Annotated in this window: 22 protein-coding genes; 8 read left to right on the forward strand and 14 right to left on the reverse strand. The window is 63.2% G+C overall.

Features of this window, described 5'->3' with window-relative positions:
• Positions 1-66 precede the first annotated feature (66 nt).
• From M2281_RS20100 to M2281_RS20110, 3 genes are read left to right on the forward strand one after another with little or no spacing between them, the layout of a single operon-like run.
• Positions 67-1,167: an ABC transporter ATP-binding protein gene (locus tag M2281_RS20100; RefSeq protein WP_280822964.1), complete on the forward strand. Its 1,101-nt coding sequence runs from the start codon at positions 67-69 to the stop codon at positions 1,165-1,167.
• Positions 1,164-2,036 carry an ABC transporter permease gene (locus tag M2281_RS20105; RefSeq protein ID WP_280822965.1) on the forward strand — a complete coding sequence of 291 codons (873 nt, stop codon included), beginning with the start codon at positions 1,164-1,166 and terminating at the stop codon, positions 2,034-2,036. Before M2281_RS20100 ends, M2281_RS20105 begins: the two co-directional genes overlap by 4 nt.
• Positions 2,033-2,827: an ABC transporter permease gene (locus M2281_RS20110; RefSeq protein ID WP_280822966.1), complete on the forward strand. Its 795-nt coding sequence runs from the start codon at positions 2,033-2,035 to the stop codon at positions 2,825-2,827. The genes M2281_RS20105 and M2281_RS20110 overlap by 4 nt, the downstream gene beginning before the upstream one ends.
• Before the next feature lie 17 nt (positions 2,828-2,844).
• On the opposite strand, the gene M2281_RS20115 is transcribed toward M2281_RS20110, so the two are convergent.
• From M2281_RS20115 to M2281_RS20135, 5 genes are all read right to left on the reverse strand, one after another.
• A complete protein-coding gene (locus M2281_RS20115; protein WP_280822967.1) occupies positions 2,845-4,452 on the reverse strand; it encodes a copper resistance CopC/CopD family protein in 1,608 nt (535 codons plus the stop codon).
• A gap of 60 nt (positions 4,453-4,512) precedes the next feature.
• A complete protein-coding gene (locus tag M2281_RS20120; RefSeq protein WP_280822968.1) occupies positions 4,513-5,043 on the reverse strand; it encodes a YcnI family protein in 531 nt (176 codons plus the stop codon).
• Positions 5,044-5,153: 110 nt separating this feature from the next.
• The gene (locus M2281_RS20125; RefSeq protein ID WP_280822969.1) at positions 5,154-5,759 is read right to left on the reverse strand and encodes an SCO family protein; all 606 of its coding nucleotides are present in this window, start codon (positions 5,757-5,759) and stop codon (positions 5,154-5,156) included.
• A gap of 1 nt (position 5,760) precedes the next feature.
• Positions 5,761-6,312 (reverse strand): copper chaperone PCu(A)C, encoded by a 552-nt coding sequence (locus M2281_RS20130; protein ID WP_280822970.1) that lies wholly within the window; start codon positions 6,310-6,312, stop codon positions 5,761-5,763.
• 98 nt (positions 6,313-6,410) lie between these two features.
• Positions 6,411-6,800: a DUF2946 family protein gene (locus M2281_RS20135; RefSeq protein ID WP_280822971.1), complete on the reverse strand. Its 390-nt coding sequence runs from the start codon at positions 6,798-6,800 to the stop codon at positions 6,411-6,413.
• A 333-nt stretch (positions 6,801-7,133) separates the two neighbouring features.
• Here M2281_RS20135 and M2281_RS20140 point away from each other — a divergent pair, with 333 nt between their 5' ends.
• From M2281_RS20140 to M2281_RS20150, 3 genes are read left to right on the forward strand one after another with little or no spacing between them, the layout of a single operon-like run.
• On the forward strand, positions 7,134-8,309 hold the full coding sequence (locus M2281_RS20140; protein ID WP_280822972.1) for an HlyD family secretion protein: 1,176 nt from the start codon (positions 7,134-7,136) through the stop codon (positions 8,307-8,309).
• Complete coding sequence (locus tag M2281_RS20145) at positions 8,306-9,898, forward strand: DHA2 family efflux MFS transporter permease subunit (protein WP_280822973.1); 1,593 nt, start codon at positions 8,306-8,308, stop codon at positions 9,896-9,898. Before M2281_RS20140 ends, M2281_RS20145 begins: the two co-directional genes overlap by 4 nt.
• A gap of 11 nt (positions 9,899-9,909) precedes the next feature.
• Positions 9,910-11,403 carry an efflux transporter outer membrane subunit gene (locus M2281_RS20150; RefSeq protein WP_280822974.1) on the forward strand — a complete coding sequence of 498 codons (1,494 nt, stop codon included), beginning with the start codon at positions 9,910-9,912 and terminating at the stop codon, positions 11,401-11,403.
• Between the two features lie 32 nt (positions 11,404-11,435).
• Here M2281_RS20150 and M2281_RS20155 read toward each other — a convergent pair whose 3' ends face one another.
• From M2281_RS20155 to M2281_RS20195, 9 genes are all read right to left on the reverse strand, one after another.
• The gene (locus M2281_RS20155) at positions 11,436-12,509 is read right to left on the reverse strand and encodes an ABC transporter ATP-binding protein (RefSeq protein ID WP_280822975.1); all 1,074 of its coding nucleotides are present in this window, start codon (positions 12,507-12,509) and stop codon (positions 11,436-11,438) included.
• An 8-nt stretch (positions 12,510-12,517) separates the two neighbouring features.
• Positions 12,518-13,351: a carbohydrate ABC transporter permease gene (locus M2281_RS20160; protein WP_280822976.1), complete on the reverse strand. Its 834-nt coding sequence runs from the start codon at positions 13,349-13,351 to the stop codon at positions 12,518-12,520.
• Positions 13,352-13,355: 4 nt separating this feature from the next.
• Complete coding sequence (locus tag M2281_RS20165) at positions 13,356-14,291, reverse strand: carbohydrate ABC transporter permease (RefSeq protein ID WP_280822977.1); 936 nt, start codon at positions 14,289-14,291, stop codon at positions 13,356-13,358.
• Between the two features lie 148 nt (positions 14,292-14,439).
• A complete protein-coding gene (locus M2281_RS20170) occupies positions 14,440-15,699 on the reverse strand; it encodes an ABC transporter substrate-binding protein (protein ID WP_280822978.1) in 1,260 nt (419 codons plus the stop codon).
• A gap of 37 nt (positions 15,700-15,736) precedes the next feature.
• Positions 15,737-16,906 (reverse strand): PLP-dependent transferase, encoded by a 1,170-nt coding sequence (locus M2281_RS20175; protein WP_280822979.1) that lies wholly within the window; start codon positions 16,904-16,906, stop codon positions 15,737-15,739.
• A complete protein-coding gene (locus M2281_RS20180) occupies positions 16,903-17,622 on the reverse strand; it encodes a FadR/GntR family transcriptional regulator (RefSeq protein WP_425537762.1) in 720 nt (239 codons plus the stop codon). The genes M2281_RS20175 and M2281_RS20180 overlap by 4 nt, the downstream gene beginning before the upstream one ends.
• A gap of 149 nt (positions 17,623-17,771) precedes the next feature.
• On the reverse strand, positions 17,772-18,536 hold the full coding sequence (locus M2281_RS20185) for a phosphodiesterase (protein WP_280822980.1): 765 nt from the start codon (positions 18,534-18,536) through the stop codon (positions 17,772-17,774).
• Positions 18,537-18,538: 2 nt separating this feature from the next.
• Positions 18,539-19,342 (reverse strand): inositol monophosphatase family protein, encoded by an 804-nt coding sequence (locus M2281_RS20190; RefSeq protein WP_280822981.1) that lies wholly within the window; start codon positions 19,340-19,342, stop codon positions 18,539-18,541.
• Between the two features lie 200 nt (positions 19,343-19,542).
• Positions 19,543-20,451, reverse strand: a complete 909-nt coding sequence (locus M2281_RS20195) for a LysR family transcriptional regulator (protein WP_280822982.1) — start codon at positions 20,449-20,451, stop codon at positions 19,543-19,545.
• A gap of 188 nt (positions 20,452-20,639) precedes the next feature.
• Between M2281_RS20195 and M2281_RS20200 the strand changes: the two genes are divergently transcribed.
• Positions 20,640-21,467, forward strand: coding sequence for a D-amino-acid transaminase (locus M2281_RS20200; RefSeq protein ID WP_425537763.1), 828 nt, complete (start codon positions 20,640-20,642; stop codon positions 21,465-21,467).
• A gap of 48 nt (positions 21,468-21,515) precedes the next feature.
• Positions 21,516-22,379: an ABC transporter substrate-binding protein gene (locus tag M2281_RS20205; protein WP_280822984.1), complete on the forward strand. Its 864-nt coding sequence runs from the start codon at positions 21,516-21,518 to the stop codon at positions 22,377-22,379.

Genomic DNA, 22,379 nt, shown 5'->3' on the forward strand with positions numbered 1-22,379 from the left:
CGGGCCGGACTTCTTCTCTTGCAATGCGGCGGTCCGGGCTCTTCCGGCCGCCGACAAGGGCCTAGCATGACAGAGAATTCAGACCTGCTTACGCTGCGTTCCGTGTCGAAGTCCTATGGCGCGGTTCCGGTGCTTCACGACGTGAACCTTGAAATCCGCGACGGTGAGTTCCTGACGGTTCTCGGACCGTCCGGATCGGGCAAGACCACGGTCCTGCGCCTCATCGGCGGACTGGAACCGCTGAGCTCGGGCGAAATCCGGCTGGACGGCCAGAACATCAGCCGCATGCCGATCAATCGGCGGCCGTTCAACACGGTGTTCCAGGACTACGCGCTGTTTCCGCATCTGACGGTTGCCGGCAATGTCGGCTACGGGCTTTCCGTCCGCCATGTCCCGCGCAAGGAGATTGCGCGGCGGGTGGCCGAGGCGCTGGAACTGGTGCAACTCGCGAGCTTTGCCAAGCGCTATCCGGCGCAGCTGTCCGGCGGCCAGCGTCAGCGCGTGGCGCTGGCGCGCGCGCTGATCTGCCGGCCGCGCCTCATCTTGCTCGACGAGCCGCTTGCAGCGCTCGACCTCGAGCTGCGTCGGCAGATGCAGGAGTTCCTAAAATCCATCCAGCGCGAGATCAAGACGACCTTCCTGTTCGTGACCCACGACCAGGAGGAAGCGATCGGCATGTCGGACCGCATCTGCGTGATGCAGGCAGGCCGCATCCGCCAGCTCGGCACGCCGCATGAGCTTTACTACAAGCCGAACTGCGAATTCGTGGCGCGCTTCTTCGGCGAGAACAACCTGGTGCCCGGCAAGCTCGGCGAGGTTCACGGTGAATTGCGCTCCATCGACACTGCCCTCGGGCGGCTGATCTGTTCGATTGCCGGCCAGCCGCATTTGAAGAACGCGCCGGATGGCGCCGGTGCCTTTGCGATGTTTCGCCCCGAGGCGCTCCACGTCGCGGATGTGCCTGAGGGCAAGAACCACTTTTCCGGAAGGGTGGTCGACATTGCCTTTGCCGGCTCATCGACGGTCGCCATCATCGCGGCGGGAGACGGCAGGACGACACGGTTGCGCATGCGCCTCGCGAGCCGCTTCAGCGGCAGCGCCTTGACCGCGTCGGAGACGGTGGCACTGTCGTTCGCGCCTCGCGAGGCGCATCTGGTGCTTTCATGACCGGCCCTGGCCCAGCGAGCACCCCCACCCGTTGGTCGCAGCGGCTGGTGACCCTGCTGGCCTTCGCCACTCCTGTGGTCTTCATTCTGGTGCCGCTGGCGATCTTCCTGGGCTACAGCTTCTTTAGCGTAGACCACGGCGAGATCAACTACACGCTGACGCTGGCGAACTATGCGCGTTTCCTGAGCGACCCGATCTTTCTGCCGGTGTTCTGGAACACCTGCGTGCTGTGCCTTTCGGTAGCGGTCATCTGCGTTCTGCTCGCCTACCCGGCCGCCTATTTCCTCACCACGCTCAAGGGGCGTTGGCGCTACATGCTGCTGATGCTGCTCATGGTGCCGCTGCTGATGAGCTACGTCATCAAGATCTATGCCATCCGCAGCATTCTCGGCCTCAACGGGTTTCTCAACAAGGCGTTGGTGGGCCTTGGCATCCTGCAGGAGCCGTCCTCGCTGTTCGTGTTCAACATGAACGCCATCCTGCTCACGCTTTCGCTGCTGCTCATCCCCTTCGCCATCCTGCCGATTTTTTTGACGCTCGAGCGCATCCCGCCGATCCTGCGCCAGGCATCCGACGACCTCGGCGCAAGCGCTGCGCAGACTTTCCTGCGCGTGACCTTGCCACTCAGCCTGCCGGGCGTGGCCTCGGCGGCGAGCTTCGTCTTCGTGCTGGCGATCGGCGATTTCCTGACGCCGCAGATGGTCGGCGGGGTCAGCGGCTTCACCTTCGGCCGCGTGCTCTACAGCCAGTTCGGCACCGCCTATAACTGGCCGTTCGGGGCCGCGCTATCAGTGGCGCTGGCTGCCGTGGTGGTCACCGCAATCCTTCTCGGCGAACGCTTTGGGCGCAACCGGGGAGCTTCGCTATGATCGCCCGGCCCTCCACCATATTTCTGGCTGCGGTCACTGCGCTGGTCGCCGTGCTGCTCTACAGTCCGCTGTTCGTGCCGATCGTGTCGTCATTCTTCACGGTGGCGCATGGCGAAGTCCTCTGGTCGTCTCCCACCATTGCCGCCTATGTGTCGCTGGCCGGAAACAGAGAAATCCTCGCCGCCTTGCGCGCCACGCTGGTCGTCGGCGCCTGCACGGTGCTTCTTTCGGTGTGCAGCGGAACGCTGCTGGCGCTCTACTATCATGGCCGCCGCAGCGGCCGCGGCGCGCTGCAGTTCATCATTTTTCTGCCGTTCCTGATGCCGCCCATCATCAGCGGCCTGGCGCTGCTGATCTTCTTCCGCGAGGTCGGGCTGGAACGCTCGCTGCTGACGGTGGTCATCGGCCATACGGTCTTCGTTCTCGCCATTGTCTACCGCACGGTCCTGACCCGGCTACAATCGCTGAGCCGCTCGCTGGTCGAGGCCTCCTACGATCTTGGCGCCACCAGCTGGCAGACCTTCTGGCGCGTGCTGTTGCCGAACCTGTCGAGCGCCATGGCCGGCGGCGCGATCCTCGCCTTTGCCCTGTCCTTCGACGAGACCATGATCACTATCCTCGTCACCGGCACCCAGAGCACGCTGCCGGTCAGGCTGTGGGCGATGATGCGACTGGGCTTCTCGCCCGACATCAACGCGCTGGTGGCGTTGATCCTCATCTTCACCGTGCTGCTCTGCGTGCTGGCGGCCCGCGTGCTCATTCCCAAGCAGGCCGCCACGGCTGCGCACTGAGGTCGCTTGCTGCGCCTTCAGGGCCTGATGTCGATCTTGCCTTCGATCCGCGCGATATCGAAGTCGCTGATAAGTATGTCGACGCGGACATTCCACGTACCCGGCAGCGGCAGCACCAGGTCGGACGCTCGCCAGGATCCGTCGCCGGGCTTCATCGCCTTGCGCTTGATCGGCTGGATGCCGGCCGCCGGGTTGGAAAAGACGAAGCTGACTTCCTTGGCATCGAGCGCCCCGAAGTCGCCCGTCATAATGATCGCCGAGACAGTGACGGGGCCTGCCCGACCTGGCGTCACCGTGACATCGGCCATCGCCTTTTCCGTATGTATATGCGTGGAGGCCGGCTGCGCGGCGGCGATCGCCAGCGCCCTCGGCGGAGGCGTGAAGCGCCAGCAGGCAACCACCGCGAAAACCATCAGCACGATCGCGGTCTCTGCGGCAATGGAGCGGACGAGACGGCGAACGGCCTGGGCATCGCCCGCTTCACAGGGCCTGGTTAGCCGCCAGCGATTGAATGCGGCAAGTCCGAACAGCACGGCAAGAAGCGCGAGCTTGACGAGGAGGACGTTGCCATAGGCCGTGTCGAGAAGCGCCTGCGGCGTCTGCACCTGAATGACGGCAAGTGCGATGCCCGCGACCACGAGAACTACGACTGCATAGGGAATGCAGGCGGAGAAGCGCCGCAGAGCCGTCACGCTGCCCGCATCGCCCGCGCGCAGGCCAAGGCCGAGCGGCAGCAGGGCGCCGGTCCAGATGGCGATTGCAGAGGCGTGGAGAAACACCGACGGACGCGTCAGCCATTGCGGCTCGGCCGCACTTGCATGACCGCTGAGGCTGAGTGCCAATGCCCCGGTCAGAAGCCCCGCCAGCGACAACCAGCGTGCGAGGGCCTCGGAGCGCGCAAGCAGCGCAAGGCCTGACAGGACGATCGCGCCGATCATGACGGCCACTGTCCTGCCAAAACTGGTGCCCATGCCGGCCGACCATATGGCTGGATCGAAGAAGCGGGAGACAGGCGCGCCGAGCACGTCGAGTCCCTGGAAGCCGGCCGAAGCTATGGTTCCGACAAGGCCGATGCCGAGTGCTGCGCCCACCAGTCTCGTGCCCGCCCGTTCTCCCGAAGCGAGCCAGCTGAACGCGAAGACGCCGCCGATGCCGATGAAAAGGCCGATATAAAGTGCAAGCTTGCTCAGCCAGAGGCCAGCGCGCACCTGCCAATCCACCAGCTCCGGCACGGGCGGCGGCGCGGCACTTGCCTCGCCGATCGAGAAAACGACGGAGCCGCCGACCGGATGCCCATCCTCCGAGATCACGCGCCAGGACAGCACATGTGTGCCATGCTTGAGATCAGTCGGAGCCTCGATGTCGAGGGTGCGGTCGCGCAGGACGAATTTATCGAGCGACACCGAAGTGCCGTCAGGCTTGATCAATCGAAGCGAGATCGGCGACACCGGCTCGTTGTAAGAAAGCGCATAGCGGGCCGGCGGTGCATCGACCACGGCCCCATCCTGCGGTTCGGTCGCGGTCAGGGAAGCGTGGGCGGCCGCCACTGAAGCCAGGCCCAGCCATAGCAGCATGGCCAGCGCAAGCTTGCGCATGTCGAAGCCAATATTGCGAAACCCGGCCATGATCCGATCTCCCCTGCCCCAAAAGGAAGGCCGGCGCAGAACGCGCCGGCCATATTGTCGTCAGTGGCCTGCGGCCTTTTCCAGAAGCTTCACCCCGGGAGCCGGCAGTTCGAGATCGTCCGAAGTCTTGCCCTCCGCGGGAATCTCGATCCAGCGTTCCACCGCACCTTCCGGGCATTCCTGCACGACCGGGAAGTAGAGCGTTTCGCCGGCCTTCAGGTCAGGCGTGAGGAAGGCGCGGAAGACGAACTCGTCATATTCGTCGTCGCCCAGATTGCCGCCGCTCCAGATGATTTCCTTGACGCCTTCGCTGGTCGGGGTGCCGTAGTAGTCGTAGGACTTGGCGTAGGGGCCGCGAACCTTTTCGAGCTTCCAGCCGGCCTTCGGCTGCGGCTTGACCGAAATGACGCCTTCCGGGACCTGCACGCGTACGACGTTGGTCGGCTTGCCGTCGCAGCCATGCGGTACGCGGAACACCGCCTTGTAGGTCGAGCCGACCGGCGCTTCCTTGCCCTCCAGCGTAACGTGGGCCATGGCGGCCGTGCTTCCGAGCGTAAGCAGCGCGGTCGCGGCAATGAGTTTCTTGAACATATTCATCTCTCCATAGGTATTAGGTTTGCCCCTGCATGGGGCGTTCAGCCGAGTGGCGTTGCCGCCAATCAGATTTTCGTGGGACGGGATGCGAGGCTGGTGTCCGGCGGTTAGCCGTTGACCAGCCTTTCGAGCTTCGCCAGCCGGACCTTGGGGTCCTCTTGATAGGAGATGACCCCGCTGAAGCGGCCTTCTGCGTCCATGAGATAGACCGATGCCGTATGGTCCATCGTGTAGTCGCCGCCGTCGGTCGGAACCTTCTTCCAGTAGGCGCGATAGGCCTTGCCGACGGATGCGATCGCTTCCTGGCTGCCGGTCAATCCGATGATGCGCGGATCGAACGACTTGAGGTAGCTGGACATGAACTCGGGCGTATCCCTCTCCGGATCGACGCTGACGAACAGGACCTTGAGCTTGTCGGCCTTATCGCCCAATGCCTTCAGCGCTTCGGACATTTCCCAAAGGGTCGTCGGGCAGACTTCCGGACAGTGGGTGAAGCCGAAGAACACGGCGAAGGGGGATCCCTTGAGATCCTCGTTCGACAGCGGCTTGCCGTCCTGCGTGGTCAGCTTGAACGGCCCGCCGATGTCGACAAGGGCCATCTGCTGCTCCCGCAAGGGGCTGTTCGGGCCAAGCAGGTACACTGCACCCCCGCCCAGCAGCACCGCGCCGGCGGCAATCGCCACCAGCGCCGTGCGCGCCGATGCTGCGGCCATGTCAGCCCCCGTGGCCGCTGTGATCGTTTTCGCCGCCCATGTCGTCGACGGAAAACTCCACATCCACGGTGCCGGCCTTTTCAAAGGTCAGCGTGCCCTTGAACGACTCGCCCTTCTTGGGCGGGTGCTTCAGGTCCATGAACATGATGTGATACGAGCCGGGCTTGAGCTCGACCTTGCCGCCGGCCGGAACCTCGACGCCAGCCGGAACCGGACGCATGGTCATGACGCCATTGGCGTCGACGGCCATCTCGTGGATCTCAGACTTGCCGGCGATCTCGCTGGTGATTGAGACGAGCCGGTCGGCCGCCGAGCCTTCGTTCTTGAGCGTCAGATACCCTGCCGCCACCTTGGCACCCGCAGGGATGGCACGCGACCAGGGATGAACGACCTCGATGTCGCCGGCCTTGAACTCATGTGCCCACAGCGAATGCGACATTGCAAAGAACAAGGCGAGCGCGAAGGCAAGGATGCCCAGTCGCTCTACGAATGAACGGGAACGGTTGAACGGATAGGCGACGGCGCGCGCGATGGTGCGTGAATTTGAATGCATTGTAGTGCTCCTGATTGGCGCCCGCTGCCGCAGGACGGCAAATCAGGCGCGCATTGATGGACGTGCAAAAGCAGGCGCCGCAAATGGCGCGGCGTGCTTCAGGCCATCAATGGAGGAGCGCGGGGACTTCCCGGGTCGTGATCCAGTCTGGAGGCGGGGCTGCCATCATAATGCACCGGAAGGCTGACGGAGACGGACCTCGGCGGCTTGGCCACGAAACCGGCAGTGCGGTCAATGGCGACAAGCGGTGCGAACATGCTGCACGCCATCGTGCAGCAGTCCGTCATATTCTGATGGTCCCGGCTCGTCGGGCTTTCGCCCTTGCCGTTCATGCTTGTGGAACAGATCGGATTGCCGAAGGCGTCGAGCTGCAGGGCGTTCGTGCTTGCGCCGAGCGCGAGGGCACCTACGGCCGACTGAAGGACGAGCAGATAGGCGGCGACAAGCGCAACCAGAATGCTCCAACCCTTATGCCGGAAGTTGCACACGCACCTCGTCTCCCTTCACCTTCGCTTTAACAGCTGGAATACCCATTGGAAAGGTCAAGGCTGCGGAGTGCGCAGCGAGAATTCCGCCTGCATCGGGCCTCGCGCCGCTTTGTCGCGCCCCGCAGCGCGAAGGTGGCCGAGGCAATACACAAGACAACGTGACCCGGGCGCGCCTAGACTTTTGCCGGCCTCACAATATCTGCATCCTCTGGGTGCGATTTATTGCGAAACTGCCCTTCAAATCCATATTGAACGGGAATGCCGAACCTTCGTCGCACTCCGAGTGCGCAACGGTGGTTTGGCGTTTGGGCTCGGCTGCGGAGCGGAAGCCTCATGTCCGACAGCACGATCGACCAGGAGGTTGCCGACAGGCCGCACGCCGAACAAGGCAACCAGCAGCCGAAGCCGGACGACACACCCGCCGACAGCGGGGCAGCGACCGGCGAGGATGCCGAGGGCGTGGCTCGGCGCAAGCGGCGTCGTCCGTGGGTGTTCACCATAGGCCTGATCGTCCTGGCTCTGCTGGCTGCCGGTGGCTACTACTATTACCTGTCGACCTGGAACGTCGAAAGCACGGACGACGCCTATACGGACGGCCGCGTCGTTTCCATCGCGCCCCAGGTCTCGGGCGTGGTCGTGTCGCTGGACGTCAACGACAACCAGTTCGTGAATGAGGGCGACCCGCTCATCCACATCGATCCGCGCCAATATGAGAACGACCGCGATTTGGCCGAGGGCGCGCTGGCGACTGCGAAGGCCCAGCATCAAGGCCAGCAGTTCGGCGCCGAGATCGCCCGCAAGAACTTTCCCGCCCTGCTCGAACAGGCCAAGGCGCAACTGGCAAGCGCCAATGCCGCACTCGCCAAGGCGCAGGCCGATTTCAACCGCCAGGCCAGCCTGTCCAAGCAGGCCACCTCCCAGCAGGAGGTGGATGCGGCCAAGGCAGCGCTGAAGCAGGCGCAGGCGCAAGTCGCCCTCGCCAATGCGCAGATCACCCAGAACTCGCCCGTTCCGCAGCGCATCGGCGAGACAGATGCGCAGGTCGGGCAGCTTCAGGGGCAGGTCGAGCAGGCGCAGGCGCGCCTCGATCAGGCGAACCTCAACCTGTCCTGGACGGTGGTCAATGCGCCGCAGAGCGGCTGGGTGACAAAGCGCAATGTGGAACAGGGCAACTTCGTCACCGCCGGCCAGCAGATCATGTCCATCGTGACGCCCGATGTCTGGATCACGGCCAACTTCAAGGAATCGCAGCTGGCCGACATGCGCCCGGGACAAAAGGTGCAGATCAGCGTCGACGGCTACCCACGGCTCGACCTGCGCGGCCATGTCGACAGCATCCAGCTCGGTTCCGGCTCGAAGTTCACCGCCTTCCCGCCGGAGAACGCCACGGGCAATTTCGTCAAGGTGGTGCAGCGTGTGCCGGTGAAGATCGTCATCGACAGCGGTCTCGACCCCAAGGTGCCGCTGCCCCTCGGCATTTCGGTCGTGCCGACGGTGACCGTGAGATGAGCAGCGCCGAGGCCACCCTGCCCGCGGCCGGCGCGGCTTGGAAACCCCGTTCCAACCCCTGGCTGATCGCCATCGTCGTCACCATCGCCGCCTTTATGGAAGTGCTCGACACGACGATCGTCAATGTCGCCCTGCCCCATATCGCCGGCAGCCTGTCGTCGAGCAGCGACGAGGCGACCTGGGCGCTGACCTCCTATCTCGTCGCCAACGGCATCGTGCTGACGATCTCGGGCTGGCTGAGCGACCTGTTCGGCCGCAAGCGCTACTTCCTGATCTGCATAGCGATGTTCACCTTCACCTCGTTTCTGTGCGGCATCGCCGGCAGCCTGCCGCAACTCATCGTCTTCCGCCTGGCACAAGGCTTCTTCGGCGGCGGCCTGCAGCCCACCCAGCAGGCAATCATCCTCGACACGTTTCCGCCCGAGAAGCGCGGGGCCGCTTTTGGCGTCGCAGCGATTGCCATCGTCGTTGCCCCGGTGCTGGGGCCGACGCTTGGCGGCTACATCACCGACCAGGTGTCATGGCGCTGGATATTCTTCCTCAACGTGCCGGTCGGTCTCGTGGCGGTGTTCTTCGTTTCGGTTCTGGTCCAGGATCCGCCCTGGGTAGCCAATGTGAAGCCGCGCCGCGTCGACTATATCGGCCTGATCCTCATCATCATCGGTCTCGGCTGCCTGCAGATCATGATGGACCGGGGCGAGGACGCTGGCTGGTTCGACTCGAAATTCATCCAGCTGATGGCCTTGCTCGCATTCGTAGGCATCTTGAGTGCCATCGGCTGGCTGCTGATCGCCCCGCATCCCATCGTCCGGCTCTCGGTGTTCAAGGATCGCAACTTCGCCGCCGGCTGCGTGATGATCGGAGCGACGGGCGCGCTTCTCTATGCGAGCGCAGTTCTGATACCCCAGCTTGCCCAGCAGACCCTCAACTACACGGCGACATGGGCCGGCCTCGTGCTTTCACCGGGAGGCGTGGCCGTCATATTGCTGATCCCGGTGATCGGCCGGCTGATGAACATGATCCAGACCCGCTACGTCATCGCCATCGGCTTCACGGTGATGGGGTTTGCGCTCTACTATGCCAGCGGCCTCGCGCCCAACATCGATTTCCGGACGCTGGTGATCATGCGGGTGTTCCAGTCGGCAGCACTCGCCTTCCTGTTCGTGCCGATCAGCACCATCACCTACCAGACGCTGTCGCGGGAGCTTCGCGGCGATGGCGCGGCGTTGTTCTCCATGTTCCGCAACGTGTTCGGCTCAATCGGCATTTCGCTTGCAACGGCCGAGGTCACTCAACGAACCCAGGTACACCAGACATATCTGTCGCAATGGGCGACACCGTCTCACCAGCCGTACCAGGATCTGGTCAACACATATGAGCAGGCGCTTCGGGCCGTGGGCAAGGTCGGCACCGTGGCCAACGACATGGCGATCGGGCACGTTTATCAACAGTTCCGTACGCAGGCGGTGGTATTGGCCTATTGCGACGTGTTCTTTTACTGCTCGATAGTTGCGTTCATCACGATTCCATTCTGCTTTCTTCTGTCACCGGGCAAACCTGGAGAAGGAGGCCCGGGCGGAATGCACTGACGGGGGGCGGAATGTGGCGAACAACCACGGCACTGGCAGCAATTACACTGCTTGCCGGATGCATGGTTGGCCCGAACTTCGTGCCGCCGAACCCGCAACTGCCCGAAACCTCGTATACGGATGACGTCCGCGACAGGCAGCTGCCGTTGCCGACGGACCCGTTGTGGTGGGCGACATTTCGCGATCCGATCCTGACCAGCCTCGCAAGCCAGATCGCTGGAGCCAATCTCGACGTGCAGACCGCGACCGTCAGGCTCGCCGAAAGCCGCTTCCAGCGCGGCATCGCCGCCGCGGCCCAGTTTCCCTCGGCGAACGCCAACGCCAAATATGTGCGTGAGCTCTACAGCAATAACGGCATCGCCAGCCTTCTCGAAAACCTCCTGGTCGCGGAGGGAAGCCCGCCCTTCACGATCAAGCCGATCAACGAATACACCGTCACTCTCGACGCCTCCTGGCAGCTCGATCTGTGGGGCAGCGTCCGCCGGCAGGTGGAGTCCGCCAGCGCCCAGGTCGACCAGGCCGCCGAGCGGCAACGCGACGCGTTGGTCTCCAGCATTGCCGAACTTGCGCGCGACTATATCCAGCTGCGCGGTGTGCAGACCCAGATCAGGATCGCCAACGACAATCTGAAGATCGCCAAGGACATCCTCGACCTGGTCGAGGAGCGCCACAAGAAGGGCCTCCAGAACGGGCTCGACGTCGAAAGTGCTGCCGCACAGGTCGAAAGCGTTCGCGCACAGATTCCGGCACTGCAGCAGCAGGAGGTGCAGAATATCAATGCGCTCAGCCTGCTGCTTGGCCGAGAACCGGGAGCGCTGAAGGCGGAGCTTGGCCGCCCCAGGGCGGTGCCGCCGGCACCGGCACGCGTGCCGGTGGGGGTGCCCTCCGAACTCGCACGACGGCGGCCGGATATCCGCGCGGCCGAAGCGCAGCTGCATGCCGCGACGGCCGACATCGGCGTCGCAGTCGGTGCCTTCTACCCGTCGATCCAGCTCAACGGCACGATCGGCTACGATTCACTCCACCTCAACAATTTGTTCAGCCCCGGCTCGCTGCAATACACGGTGGGACCGACGATTTCGGTGCCGATCTTCGCCGGCGGCCGGTTGAAGAGCACGCTGGAACTGCGCAAGGCACAGCAGGTGGAAGCGGCCATCGCCTATCGCAAGACGGTGCTGCAGGCGTGGCACGAAGTGGTCAACTCAATGGTCTCCTATCGCCTGGAGCGGGAGCGGCGCGGCCGCCTTTCGGCGCAGTTGCAACATGCGCGCGCTGCACTTGGCCTTGCGCGCGAACGGTATGTCGAGGGCGTGTCAGACTTCCTGACCGTGCTCGATGCGGAACGGACGCTGCTGGATGCCTCGCAGCAGCAGGCGACGAGCAACACCAATGTCTCGCTCTATCTGGTGCAGCTGTTCAAGGCGCTCGGCGGCGGCTGGGAGCTGACCTTCCCGGTGGACGACCCGCCGCCGCCGGCCAAGCTGGTGGCCAGCGCCACGCCCTGATCAGTTTCCTGCCGCCGACCGACGGGGCCGGCTCAGCCAGCCTCGACCCGGTTCCCAGCGCTGTCGAACAGATGAAGGTGCTTTCTGGGGAACTCTACTCGCACGGTCGGGCCAGCATTCAGCGCATCGCGGTTGAGCGTAAAGACCTTGAACGGCAGTCCGTGCAGGGAAAGATGCAGGATGATGCCGAAACCGGTTGGCTCGACGAGATCGACGGTGGCCTCCATCCCGCCGGTTTCCGAAAGCACCACATGCTCGGGCCTTATGCCGACTGTGACCGCCACGCCGTTTTCCAGCGCGGCGCGCCCGTTAAGCGTCACCAGCGTATCGCCGGAAAGCCCGACGCTGGTGCCACCGCCATTCGCCAGGTGGGTGCCTTCGAGGAAATTCATGCCCGGCGAGCCGATGAAGCCGGCAACGAACAGGTTTGCCGGCTTGTCGTAGAGCTCCAGCGGTGTTCCCACCTGCTGCACCACCCCGCCATGCATGGCGACGATGCGGTCGGCCAACGTCATCGCCTCGATCTGGTCGTGCGTCACATAGATCGAGGTCGCCTTGAGGTCGCCATGCAGCTTCTTGATCTCGGCGCGCATCTGCTCACGCAGCCGCGCATCGAGATTAGACAGCGGTTCGTCGAACAAAAAGGCCTTGGGCTGGCGCACGATGGCGCGGCCCATGGCGACGCGCTGGCGCTGCCCACCCGACAGCGCCTTGGGGCGGCGGTCCAGCAGCGGGTCGAGCCCGAGCTTGGATGCCGCGCCGTTAACCGCTGAAGCGATCTTGTCCTTCGCCTGTTTGCGGAGGCGAAGGCTGTAGCTCATGTTGTTGGCGACATTCATGTGCGGGTAGAGCGCATAGGACTGAAACACCATGGCGATGTCGCGGTCCTTGGGCGCAAGCTCGTTGACCCGCTTGCCGGCGATGGAAATCTCGCCCGCGGTCACCTCCTCCAGTCCGGCGATCATACGCAGAAGCGTGGACTTGCCGCAGCCGGACGGGCCCACGAGCACGATGAATTCGCCGTCGCCGATCGTCAGGTCGATGCCGTGCAGCACCGGAAAGCTGCCGTAGCTTTTGCGGATGTCGCGAATGTCGATGGATGCCATGGGATCACCTAACCCTTGACCGCGCCGGCCGTCAGGCCCTGCACGAGGTAGCGTTGAATGAGGAGGAAGAAGAGGCATGCCGGGATGAGCGCCAGCACGCCCGCAGCCATCATCTGCCCGAAATCGACCGCGAATTTCGACACGAAGGTCAGCAGCCCGACCGGGAAGGTCGCCGCGTCATTGCCCGAGATCAGCATCAGCGCGAACAAAAGCTCGCTCCATGCGGCGGTGAAGACGAAGCCGAGCGTGGCCGCAATGCCGGGCAGCGTCAGCGGCAGGATGATCTGGCGGAAGGCCATGAACTGCGTTGCCCCGTCGATCATCGCCGCCTCCTCGAGATCCTTCGGAATGCCATCGAAGAAGGACTGCATCAGGAAGGTGGCAAAAGGCATGTTGAAGGCGGTGTAGACGATGACCAGGCCGGTGAGGCTGTTGGTGAGCCCCAGCGGCGACAGCATCTTGAAGATCGGCGCCACCAGCATGACCAGCGGGAACATCTGGGTGACCAGCATTAGCGCCACGATCCAGTATTTTCCCTTGAAGGTGAAGCGCGACAGCGCATAGCCCGACAGCGAGGCAAGGATGGTCACAACCACCGCCGTGGCGCCCGACACGATAAGGCTGTTGCGGAAGAACACCGGGAAGGCGCTGTGCGTCAGCACGAATTCGAAATGCTCGAAGGTCGTGCGCGAGGGCCAGAGCCGCACCCCTTCCGTGTAGAGAAGGTCATTGGGCGTGACCGAGACTTTCAGCAGCCAGAACAGGGGGAACAGCGCAAAGACGATATAGGTGAGGATCGCAAGCCGATGCGCGCCGGTGAGAAGAAGCTTTTTGGTCCGCATGGTCTCAGCCCCTGTTCAGCAGCGTCTGTCGCAGAAGCACGATCAGCATCGAATAGACGAGCAGCAGCACCAACAGCACCAGCGCGATCGCCGAGGCATAGCCGAAGTCCAGCCGCTTGAAGGCCTGCGTGAAGATGTAGCTGGCGACAATCTGCGTGCGATCAGCCGGCCCGCCATTGGTCATGACGACGATGAGGTCGGCGAAGTTGGAGATCCAGACCGTGCGCAGAAGCACCGTGATGGCGATGGTGGGCGCCAGGAACGGCAGCGTGATCGACATGAAGCGCTGCGCGGGTCCTGCGCCGTCGATTGCCGCCGCCTCGTAGAGGTCGCGCGGGATCGCCTGCAGCGCCGCCAGAAGCGTGATGGCGAAGAAGGGGATGCCCCACCAGACATTGGCAACGATGGGTCCCCACATGGCAAGCTGCGGATCGGACAGGATGTTGTTGGGTTCGCTCAGGATGCCCAGCGCATAAAGCCAGTGCGGCAGCGGCCCGATGACCGGGTTGAACAGCCAGGCCCAATTAAGGCCGGCAAGGAAAGTTGGCACTGCCCAGGGCAGGAACACCAGCGCCTGCGCCAGCCCGCGTCCATAGAACGGCTTGTCGAGCAGCAGCGCCAGGATCAGCCCGAAGACGAACTGCAGGAGGACCGATCCGCCCGTCCACCACAGCGTGTTCTTCAGCGCGCGGTAGAAGGACTGGTCCTGCGACAGCTCCCGGAAATGGTCGAGCCCAATGAAGCCGCCCGAAAACGGATTGAGGATCTGGATGTCGCGAAAGGCATAGGAGATGCCGAGCACCAGCGGCACCAGCATGACCGCAACGATGAGGATCAGCGCCGGCGCGCTGTAGAGGTACGGCTCGGAAGCGTGCGCGATCCGCTGCAACAGCGGGCGCCTGTCCGGGCGCGTGTCATAGGTAATTACAGTTGCGTCCATGACGAAACGGTCCCGAGCGCGGCGTGCCAACCCCGGCAGCCGGCTTGATGCGCGAGGGTGCGGAGCCGGCGGCGAAACGTTCCGCCGCCGGCTCCTCATCCCGCGCTGTCCGGAGGCGGTCGAGTCCCGCCTCCCGCGAATGGCCCCGCTATTTCTTTGCGAGGTACTTCTGCTGCGCCTTGGTCAGGTAGTCCGCCCACTGGTTGGCCAGTTCATCAGCCGTGATGTCGCCCAGCAGCGCTTCCTGCGAGGTCTTGATCACCAGCGAGTCCTTGAAGAAGGCGAATTCCTCGAGGTAGGTCGGCATCACAGTAGGCACCGTGTTCGGATCAGCCAGTTCCTGGAACCAGCCCTTGAACTGGTCGCCCGCGTAGAAGGGATCCTTCTCAGCCGCGGTATAGGCCGGCAGTGCGCCGATGCGCTTGTTCCACTCGATATTGCCCTCCGGGCCTTCGAGCGTGGCAATCAGCTTCCAGGCGAGGTCCTTGTCCTTGCTCGCGGTGAACATGGACCAGCCGCCATAGCCGATCGTCGGGAAGGACTTGCCGTCCGGTCCCTTCGGCAGCGGCATGACGCCGAAGTCGTCCTTGTTCATGCGCTCGGCAATGGCGATCAGCGCATCCGGGTCCTGGTCGAGGAAGGCGCAGGTGCCGCTGTAGAAGCCGGCGACGACTTCGTTGAAGCCCCAGTTCACGCTGTCCTTGGGCGCATAGCCCTTCTTGTACAGGTCGACCATCCACTCGATGCCCTTCTGCCAGCCGGAGCTGTTCATCGTGGAGGTGCCGTCTTCGTTGAAATACTTGTTGGAGCCAGCCATCGAGGCGGCGAAGATCATCCAGCCGTTGAGGCCGCCGGGGCCGCCACGCATGCAGTAGCCATACTTGCCCGGAAGCTTGGAGACCTTCTCGGAAGCGGCCGTGAACTCCTCCAGCGTCTTCGGCGGCTCGGCGACGCCAGCCTCCTGCATGAGCTTCTTGTTGTAGAACATGGCCCGCAGATAGAAGCCGTAGGGCAGCATATAGGCGGTGTTCTTGACGTCGCGGCCGAGTTCGAGCGCGCGCGGTGTCAGGCCAGCCGTGTGTTCCCACTTAGCCAGATAGGGCTCGAGGCTTTCGAGCATGCCGTTATTGGCATAGAGGGACAGCCAGGTGTCGGGCATCTCCATGACGTCCGGGATTTCGCCGGCCGAAACCATGGTGGCGAACTTCTGGAAGGCTTCGCCCCAGGGCAGCGAGATGATCTCTACATGAGTGCCCGGGTTGGCGGCCTCGAATTTCCCGACGATGGATTTCAACGTCTCGGTGCGCTCGGGGCTGGTGATCACCTCCACGAGCTTCAACGTGGTGTCGGCAAGCGCCGTACCGGCCATCATCGCGGTGAGGATGGCGGCGGTAACAAGTCTCCTCATTGCAGTTCCCCTTTGGTTGGGTTTCTTTTCATTGCTTTCAGGATTGCGAGACGGCGATTGCCGCCTCGAGATCGTTCCACAAGGCCCCGGTTCCCTCGAGGCCGACATGGAGACGCACGGACCGCGCATCGATGCCGAAGGCATGCGCGGAATTCGGTTGAGCCTTCTGCTGCAGCACCACTTCGGCCGGCACGATCAGGCTTTCGTGCCCGCCCCAGCTGACGCCCAGCTTGAAGAGCTTTAGGTGATCGGTGAAGCGGCGGACGTCTACGCCTTCGCGGAAGACGAAGGAGAACAGGCCCGACGTGCCGTTGAGCCCGGCCGGCAGCCGGTTGGCCAGCGCCGGATGGCAGACCTTCTCCACCACGTCGAGATCCTGCAGGCGCTTGGCGATGGCAAGTGCGGAGGCCTCATGCGCCTTCATGCGGATCGGCAGCGTGCGCATGCCGCGCACCAGCAACCAGGCATCGAAGGGCGACAGTTTGCCGCCGAGATAGGGATAGGCTTCGGCACGGATGCGGCCGATGATTTCCTTCGAGCCTGTCACCACGCCAGCCACCACGTCCGAATGGCCGCCGAGATATTTCGAGGCCGAGTGCAGCACGAGGTCGACGCCGAGCGACAGCGGCTGCTGGAAGACCGGGCTTGCCCAGCTATTGTCGATGACGGTGACCACGCCGTGGCGCTTTGCCAGCGCAGCCAGCGCACCGACATCATGCGCGTCCATTACCCAGCTTGTCGGGCTTTCCATGTAAAAGAGCTTTGCGCCCGGCAGTGCCTTGGCTACCTGCTCCTCGTCACGGCCGTCGACATAGGTGACCTCGACGCGCATGCGCTTCAGCAGCGTGCCGAACAGCCGGTAAGCGTCGGGGTAGACATGGCGAACGGCCACGATGCGGTCGCCCGGCTCGACGAAGGACAGCACAGTCGAGGAAATCGCCGACATGCCGCTGGCAAAACCCAGCGCATCCTCGCCGCCTTCGAGCTTGGCGAGCATCTCCTCGAAGGCACGCACCGTGGGGTTCAGGCCGCGCGTATAGATCGGCCGCACCTTCTCGCCGCGATAGGAGGCGACCATCTCGTCATAGTTCGGGAAAGTGAAGAGCGAGGTCTGAACGATGGGAGGCACGACCGCATCGAAGGCGTTGCCGTCGTCATGGGCGACGATGAGAGAGGCGAGGTCGAACGGCTCGGCGCCATTGTTCATTTGGACATTTCCTTGATGTCTTCCTCGACCACGTCGAGAATCTTGAGCGTCTCGCGGCGCGCCGCCTCGGCGTCCTGCGCGACGATGGCGTTGAACAGTGTGCGGTGAAACGGGAACGAGCGGCGGGCGAAATCGGAGCGATTAAAAGGCTCGTGCCAGAAACTCTCGAAGGCCTCGCGCATCTGCTCCAGCAACTGCCCAAACAGCGGATTGTGGGTGGCGTCATAGATCGCCAGATGGAATGCAAGGTCTTCAGGACCTGAGCTTCCCTTGGCGATATGAACGCGCTCCATCTCGTTCAGCTTGGCCTCGATATTGGCGATATCCTCGGCCGTGCGCTTGCGCGCCGCAACCATGCCGGCCTCGGCTTCGATCCCGCGCCGCACCTCGAGCGTCTGCAGCAGCGCATCGCGCAGATGCGTGGGGTCGAGCGACAGCGGCATGTGGATGGTGGCAATCGAGACAGGCTTGAGCAGATAGGTGCCGCTGCCCTTGCGCGTCTCCATGACGCCGAGCGCCTGGAAATGCCGGATTGCCTCGCGGATGGTCGAACGGCCGACCGCGAGCGCGGCCATAAGCTCCCGCTCGGCGGGAAGACGATCACCCGATTTGAGATTAGCCTGGTCGATATAGGTGGCTAGGGCTTCGGTGACCTGACGCGCGCGATCGACCGGTGGAAGCGGCAATATCTGCGGCCTGTCGATCATCCCCGCCATGAAGCCTCCCAACTTCATGCCGACCGAAATTGGTCTGACATGTTAGCGTTATGGATGCTGACAGCAGCTGTCAAGCGGCAAGAAAGCAAAGGCGCGCGGGCTTCTACCCGCGCGCTTTGCCGAACAATTCGATTTGCGGAGCGAAAGAACTAGGCGATCGCGCCCTGAAGAAAATCATGATGATGAACAACCACGCTATCTTCGCTCACGATGATCACCGCATAGGCCGGCGGCTCCATGCTGGTACGGTAGTCGCCTGAAAACACCAGTGCGGATTGGTGATTGGTGCCGCGCACCGTGCTGACGGGGATGCCGCGCCAGCTTCCGCCCACCGGACGGTGAACATGGCCGGAGAAGATGTGACGAACCGTGCCGTGGCTCGTCAGCACATCGTAGAGCGCAGCGTGGTCCATTAGCTTAAGGACGTCGAGCGTCGGCATGTGGATGTCGAAGGGTGGATGGTGCGTGAACACATAGGCCGGACGGCCCTCCGCCTCGCCCAGCCGCTCGTCCAGCCATTCCAGTCTGGTCGCGCAAAGGCGACCTTCCACCTGCCCTTGCTCTACCGTGTCGAGCAGGAGCACGCGGCCGTGCGGCATATCGAGATGGGTCTGGATGAAGCCGTTCTCGTCGGCTGCTTTGGGGAAGGTTTCGAGGAAAACCGCGCGGTCGTCGTGATTGCCGATCATCAGCCGGTGAGGCGGCACGAGCGTTGCGAGGCGCCGCTTGAGCGTTTCATAGGCGATTGCCTCGCCGCGGTCGGAGAGATCCCCCGAAAAGACCACCAGATCGGCGTCGGCATGGTTGTGATTGATATCGGCGATACAGGCGTCGAGACGCGCCAGCGGATCAAGGCCAACGAGCATTTCGCCCGGATTGACCAGATGCAGGTCGGTGACTTGGATGAGCTTCATGGCTATTCGTTCTCCGAGGCGACGGTATCGATGAGGTCGAGAAGGTCGGCGCGCAATTGAGGCGCGCAGGCGACGACAGGGCCGCCCGAGATCAGGTCGTCGGCGCCGAACTCGCTGGTCCAGCCGCCGGCCTCGCGCACGAGGCAGAGCCCGGCCATGCAATCCCAGGCGTTGATGTGCGGTTCGTAGTAGCCAGCCAACCTGGCGCAGGCGACGTCGGCCAACGCCAGCGCGCCCGAGCCGTTGCGAATGAACATGCCGCCGCGCTCCAGAAGTCCGTGGACCAGGCCGGAGACGACGCGCGGAGGAACGCGCAAGCTGGCCCCAACGCCGAGCAGGCCGGTCTGGATGTTGCGGTGCTGCTCGACGCGGATTGGGCGGCCGTTGAGGAACGCCCCCTCGCCTTTTTGCGCGGAAAACAGTTCGTCGACGCGTGGCGCGTAGACCAAGCCGAGCAGCGTCTCCGGACCGCGCATCAAGGCCACCGAGACGCACCAGCTCGCCATGCTATGCAGGAACGGGCTGGTGCCGTCGATCGGATCGATCACCCAGGTGTAGCCCGAAGCGCCTTCAGTCAGTCCGAATTCCTCGCCCAAAAAACCGTCGTCCGGGAATGCTTCGGCGATGCGGGCGCGCAGCAGCGTTTCTACCTCGCGGTCGGCCACGCTGACGACATCCTGCCCGTTGGCCTTGGTTTCGATGTCGAGAGACGCAAGGTCGTTGAAATAGGACAGCGCCAGCGCGCCGGCTTCGAGTGTTGCCTCGCGAGCGATTTCGAAGCGGTCGGCTGCGGTCGTTTCGTTCATGCCAGTATCGGTCAAGCTTCACCAAGAGGGACGATTTGCCGGCTCATAGGTCGAGCCAATTGCATTTCGCGCGCCACCGAGCGCGATGGCCTGCCGATACGAACCTTTGATAACGGCTTCATGACGATGCAGACCGAAGCAGCCGCCCATCCACTTGCGTCGAGCCGCCGTGCTTGAAAACAGCGTTACTTGGCGCCGGCCTACCGCAGATTTTCACCCACGGCCCTCCAGAACTCGTCGACGATTGCGCGTGCGGAAGATGCGTGACGGTAGATGCGAATCTCCACCTCGATGTCCCATGACGGGTCCTCGGTTGCCCGCACCAGCGTGCCCGCTTCGAGTTCTTCGCGGATCAGTCCCTCAGGCAGCCAAGCGACGCCCCAGCCGGCGACCGCCATCGTCTTGAGACCGATCGATATCGTGTTCTGGTGCACCACTCGGCGCTCGAAACGCGGCTTGCTGGCAAACAGCTTGGACAAAGCGACGCCGAAGAAGGAGAAGTCGCCATAGCTCAGGTAGGGAATCGGAATGCCATTGTTGATGGCATGGTCCAGAAGGGCGCCTTCAGGTGCCGGACTGCTGACGGGAAGAAGCCGCTCGGTGCCGAGAACCAGATAGGGAAACCGCGAGCTGTCCATCAGGAACGGGACGGAGGCGTGGGCGTAGGTCAGCAGAAAGTCCGCCTCTCCCTCGACCAGCGTGCCGATATTCTCCTCGATGCCGCCCTTGTCGGGGCTCATGCGCGTGCGCAAGCCCCCGAATCGGGCCTGCATCTGCTGCAGCCATTGCGGGAAGAAGACCACCGTCAGCGTGTGCAGGGCTGAAAAGGTCAGCGTCTGGTCCTTCTGCGCCTTTGGCGGCTGCAACGCCTCGCGCGTGCTGTAGAAATTCCTGATGGCTTCCTGCGCGACCGGCAAAAATGCCTTGCCTTCCTTCGTCAGCTCGGCGGGAAACGTGACCCGGCTGACCAGCGTCACCCCGAGCCAGGCTTCGAGCTGCTTGATGCGCCGGCTGAAGGCTGGCTGAGTGATGCGCCGCTCCTCGGCCGCGCGGGAAAAGCTCAGCGTGATGGCGAGGCAAGTGAAATCCTCGAGCCATTTCAATTCCATAGAACTTCCTCTCAAGCCTGCCTGCAGCAGCTCCCCCAACGCCGGATACCGTCCACCCTCGGCGCCAAAAGTGGCTCATGCAAAATTTGCATAACGATTAGAAAACAATGCATTGGACGAAGCAAGGGGGATTTTTTAGCGTTATCTGTCAGAAGTTTTCGGGGCCTGAGTTGAATAGAATAGTTTACATGAACGGAGACTATGTCTCCGAAAACGAAGCCAATATCTCGGTTTTCGACCGTGGCTTCCTCTTTGGCGATGGAATCTACGAAGTATCGGCCGTCATCGACGGCAAGCTGGTCGACAATGATCTCCACCTCAGCCGGCTCGAACGTTCGCTGAACGAGATTTCAATTCCGCTTCCACTGCCGAAGGAAGAGATTCTCAAGGTCCAGCGCGAACTGATCGCGCGCAATTCGCTTGAGGAAGGCGTCGTCTACATGCAGGTCACCCGCGGTGCGGCGGATCGCGATTTCGGCTTTGCCGACGACATGAAGCCGACCTTCATCGCCTTTACACAGGTAAAGAACCTGGTGAACGCCAATTCAGTCAAGAACGGCGTTGCCGTCGACATCGCGCCCGACACGCGCTGGGCGCGCCGCGACATCAAGACGGTGATGCTGCTGGCGCAGGTTCTGGCCAAGAAGGCCGCCAAGGCGAAGGGCTTTCACGAGACGTGGCTGGTGGAAGACGGCTTCGTCACCGAAGGCGCCTCGTCCACCGCTTTCATCCTGACCAAGGACGATGTGATCGTCACCCGGCCGAACTCGCATGCGGTGCTGCCTGGCTGTACCAAGCGCGCGGTCATGAAGATCGCCGAGGAACAGAAGCTCCGCGTCGAGGAGCGGTTGTTCACGGCCGAGGAAGCGCGAGAAGCCAAGGAAGCCTTCCTCACCAGCGCATCGAGCCTCGTCACCCCCGTCATTCGTATCGGCGACCATGTCATCGGCGACGGCACGCCCGGCCCGCTGACGAAGCGCCTGCAAACCATCTACCTGGAGCTGGCACGCAACTAAGCCTGCTCCAGTGGACAGAAGCCACCCAACATTTTTTGAGGAGGAACTATGACGATCTTGAACACGACGGCAAAGCTCGCGCGACGCGCTTTGCTCGCGACGGCTCTGACCTTCGTTGCCGGAGGAGCAGCGATGGCGACGGAAGGCTACGGCGACTGCCCGCTGACCGGTGAAAAGGGCTCGGCCTCCATCACCCCGGCGGTTCCGGGCCAGTTCACCGTCATCATCAACCTGCCGGCGGTCGGCCAGTTCAACGGCGACACGCCCGATGCGATCAAGGACGGCTATGAATTCTGCATGGCGGTCAACATCGCTCACCGCCTGGGCCTCGAAAAGGTCAAGCTGATCAACGCCTCCTTCGACTCCATCGTCGCCGGCCAGAACAAGGACTTCGACATCGCGCTGGCGCTAATCTCGGTCACCGAGCCGCGCAAGAAGGTCGTCGACTTCTCGACCCCGTACCTGGCCTCCGCCCACGGCGTTGCCGCCAAGGCCGGCTCGACCCTGACCGAAGAGACGATCAAGCAGGCTCATGTCGGCACGCAGGCCGGCACCACCCTGGTGTCCTTCGCCCAGGATACGCTGGGGGTTTCCAACGTCGACGTGTTCGACGACACCGCTTCCATGTTCACGGCCGCTGTAGCCGGCAAGGTGGACGCTGTGATGACCGATCTTGGCATCGTTCTCGGCCAGGTCGCCAACTCGGGCGGCAAGCTGCAGGTCGTCGGCAAATATCTTGACGACACCCAGACCGCCGGCATCTACCAGAAGGGTTCGCCCAACGGCGAGACGATCAACAAGATCATCGAGGACCTGAAGGCAGACGGCACGCTCAAGAAGCTCGAGACGGCCTATCTGCTTGAGTCGTACGGCGGCGTGTCGCCCGACGACGTCCCGACCTGGAAGCCGTGA

The organism is Pseudaminobacter soli (ex Li et al. 2025), assembly GCF_029892515.1.
GTDB classification, from domain to species: domain Bacteria; phylum Pseudomonadota; class Alphaproteobacteria; order Rhizobiales; family Rhizobiaceae; genus Pseudaminobacter; species Pseudaminobacter soli_A.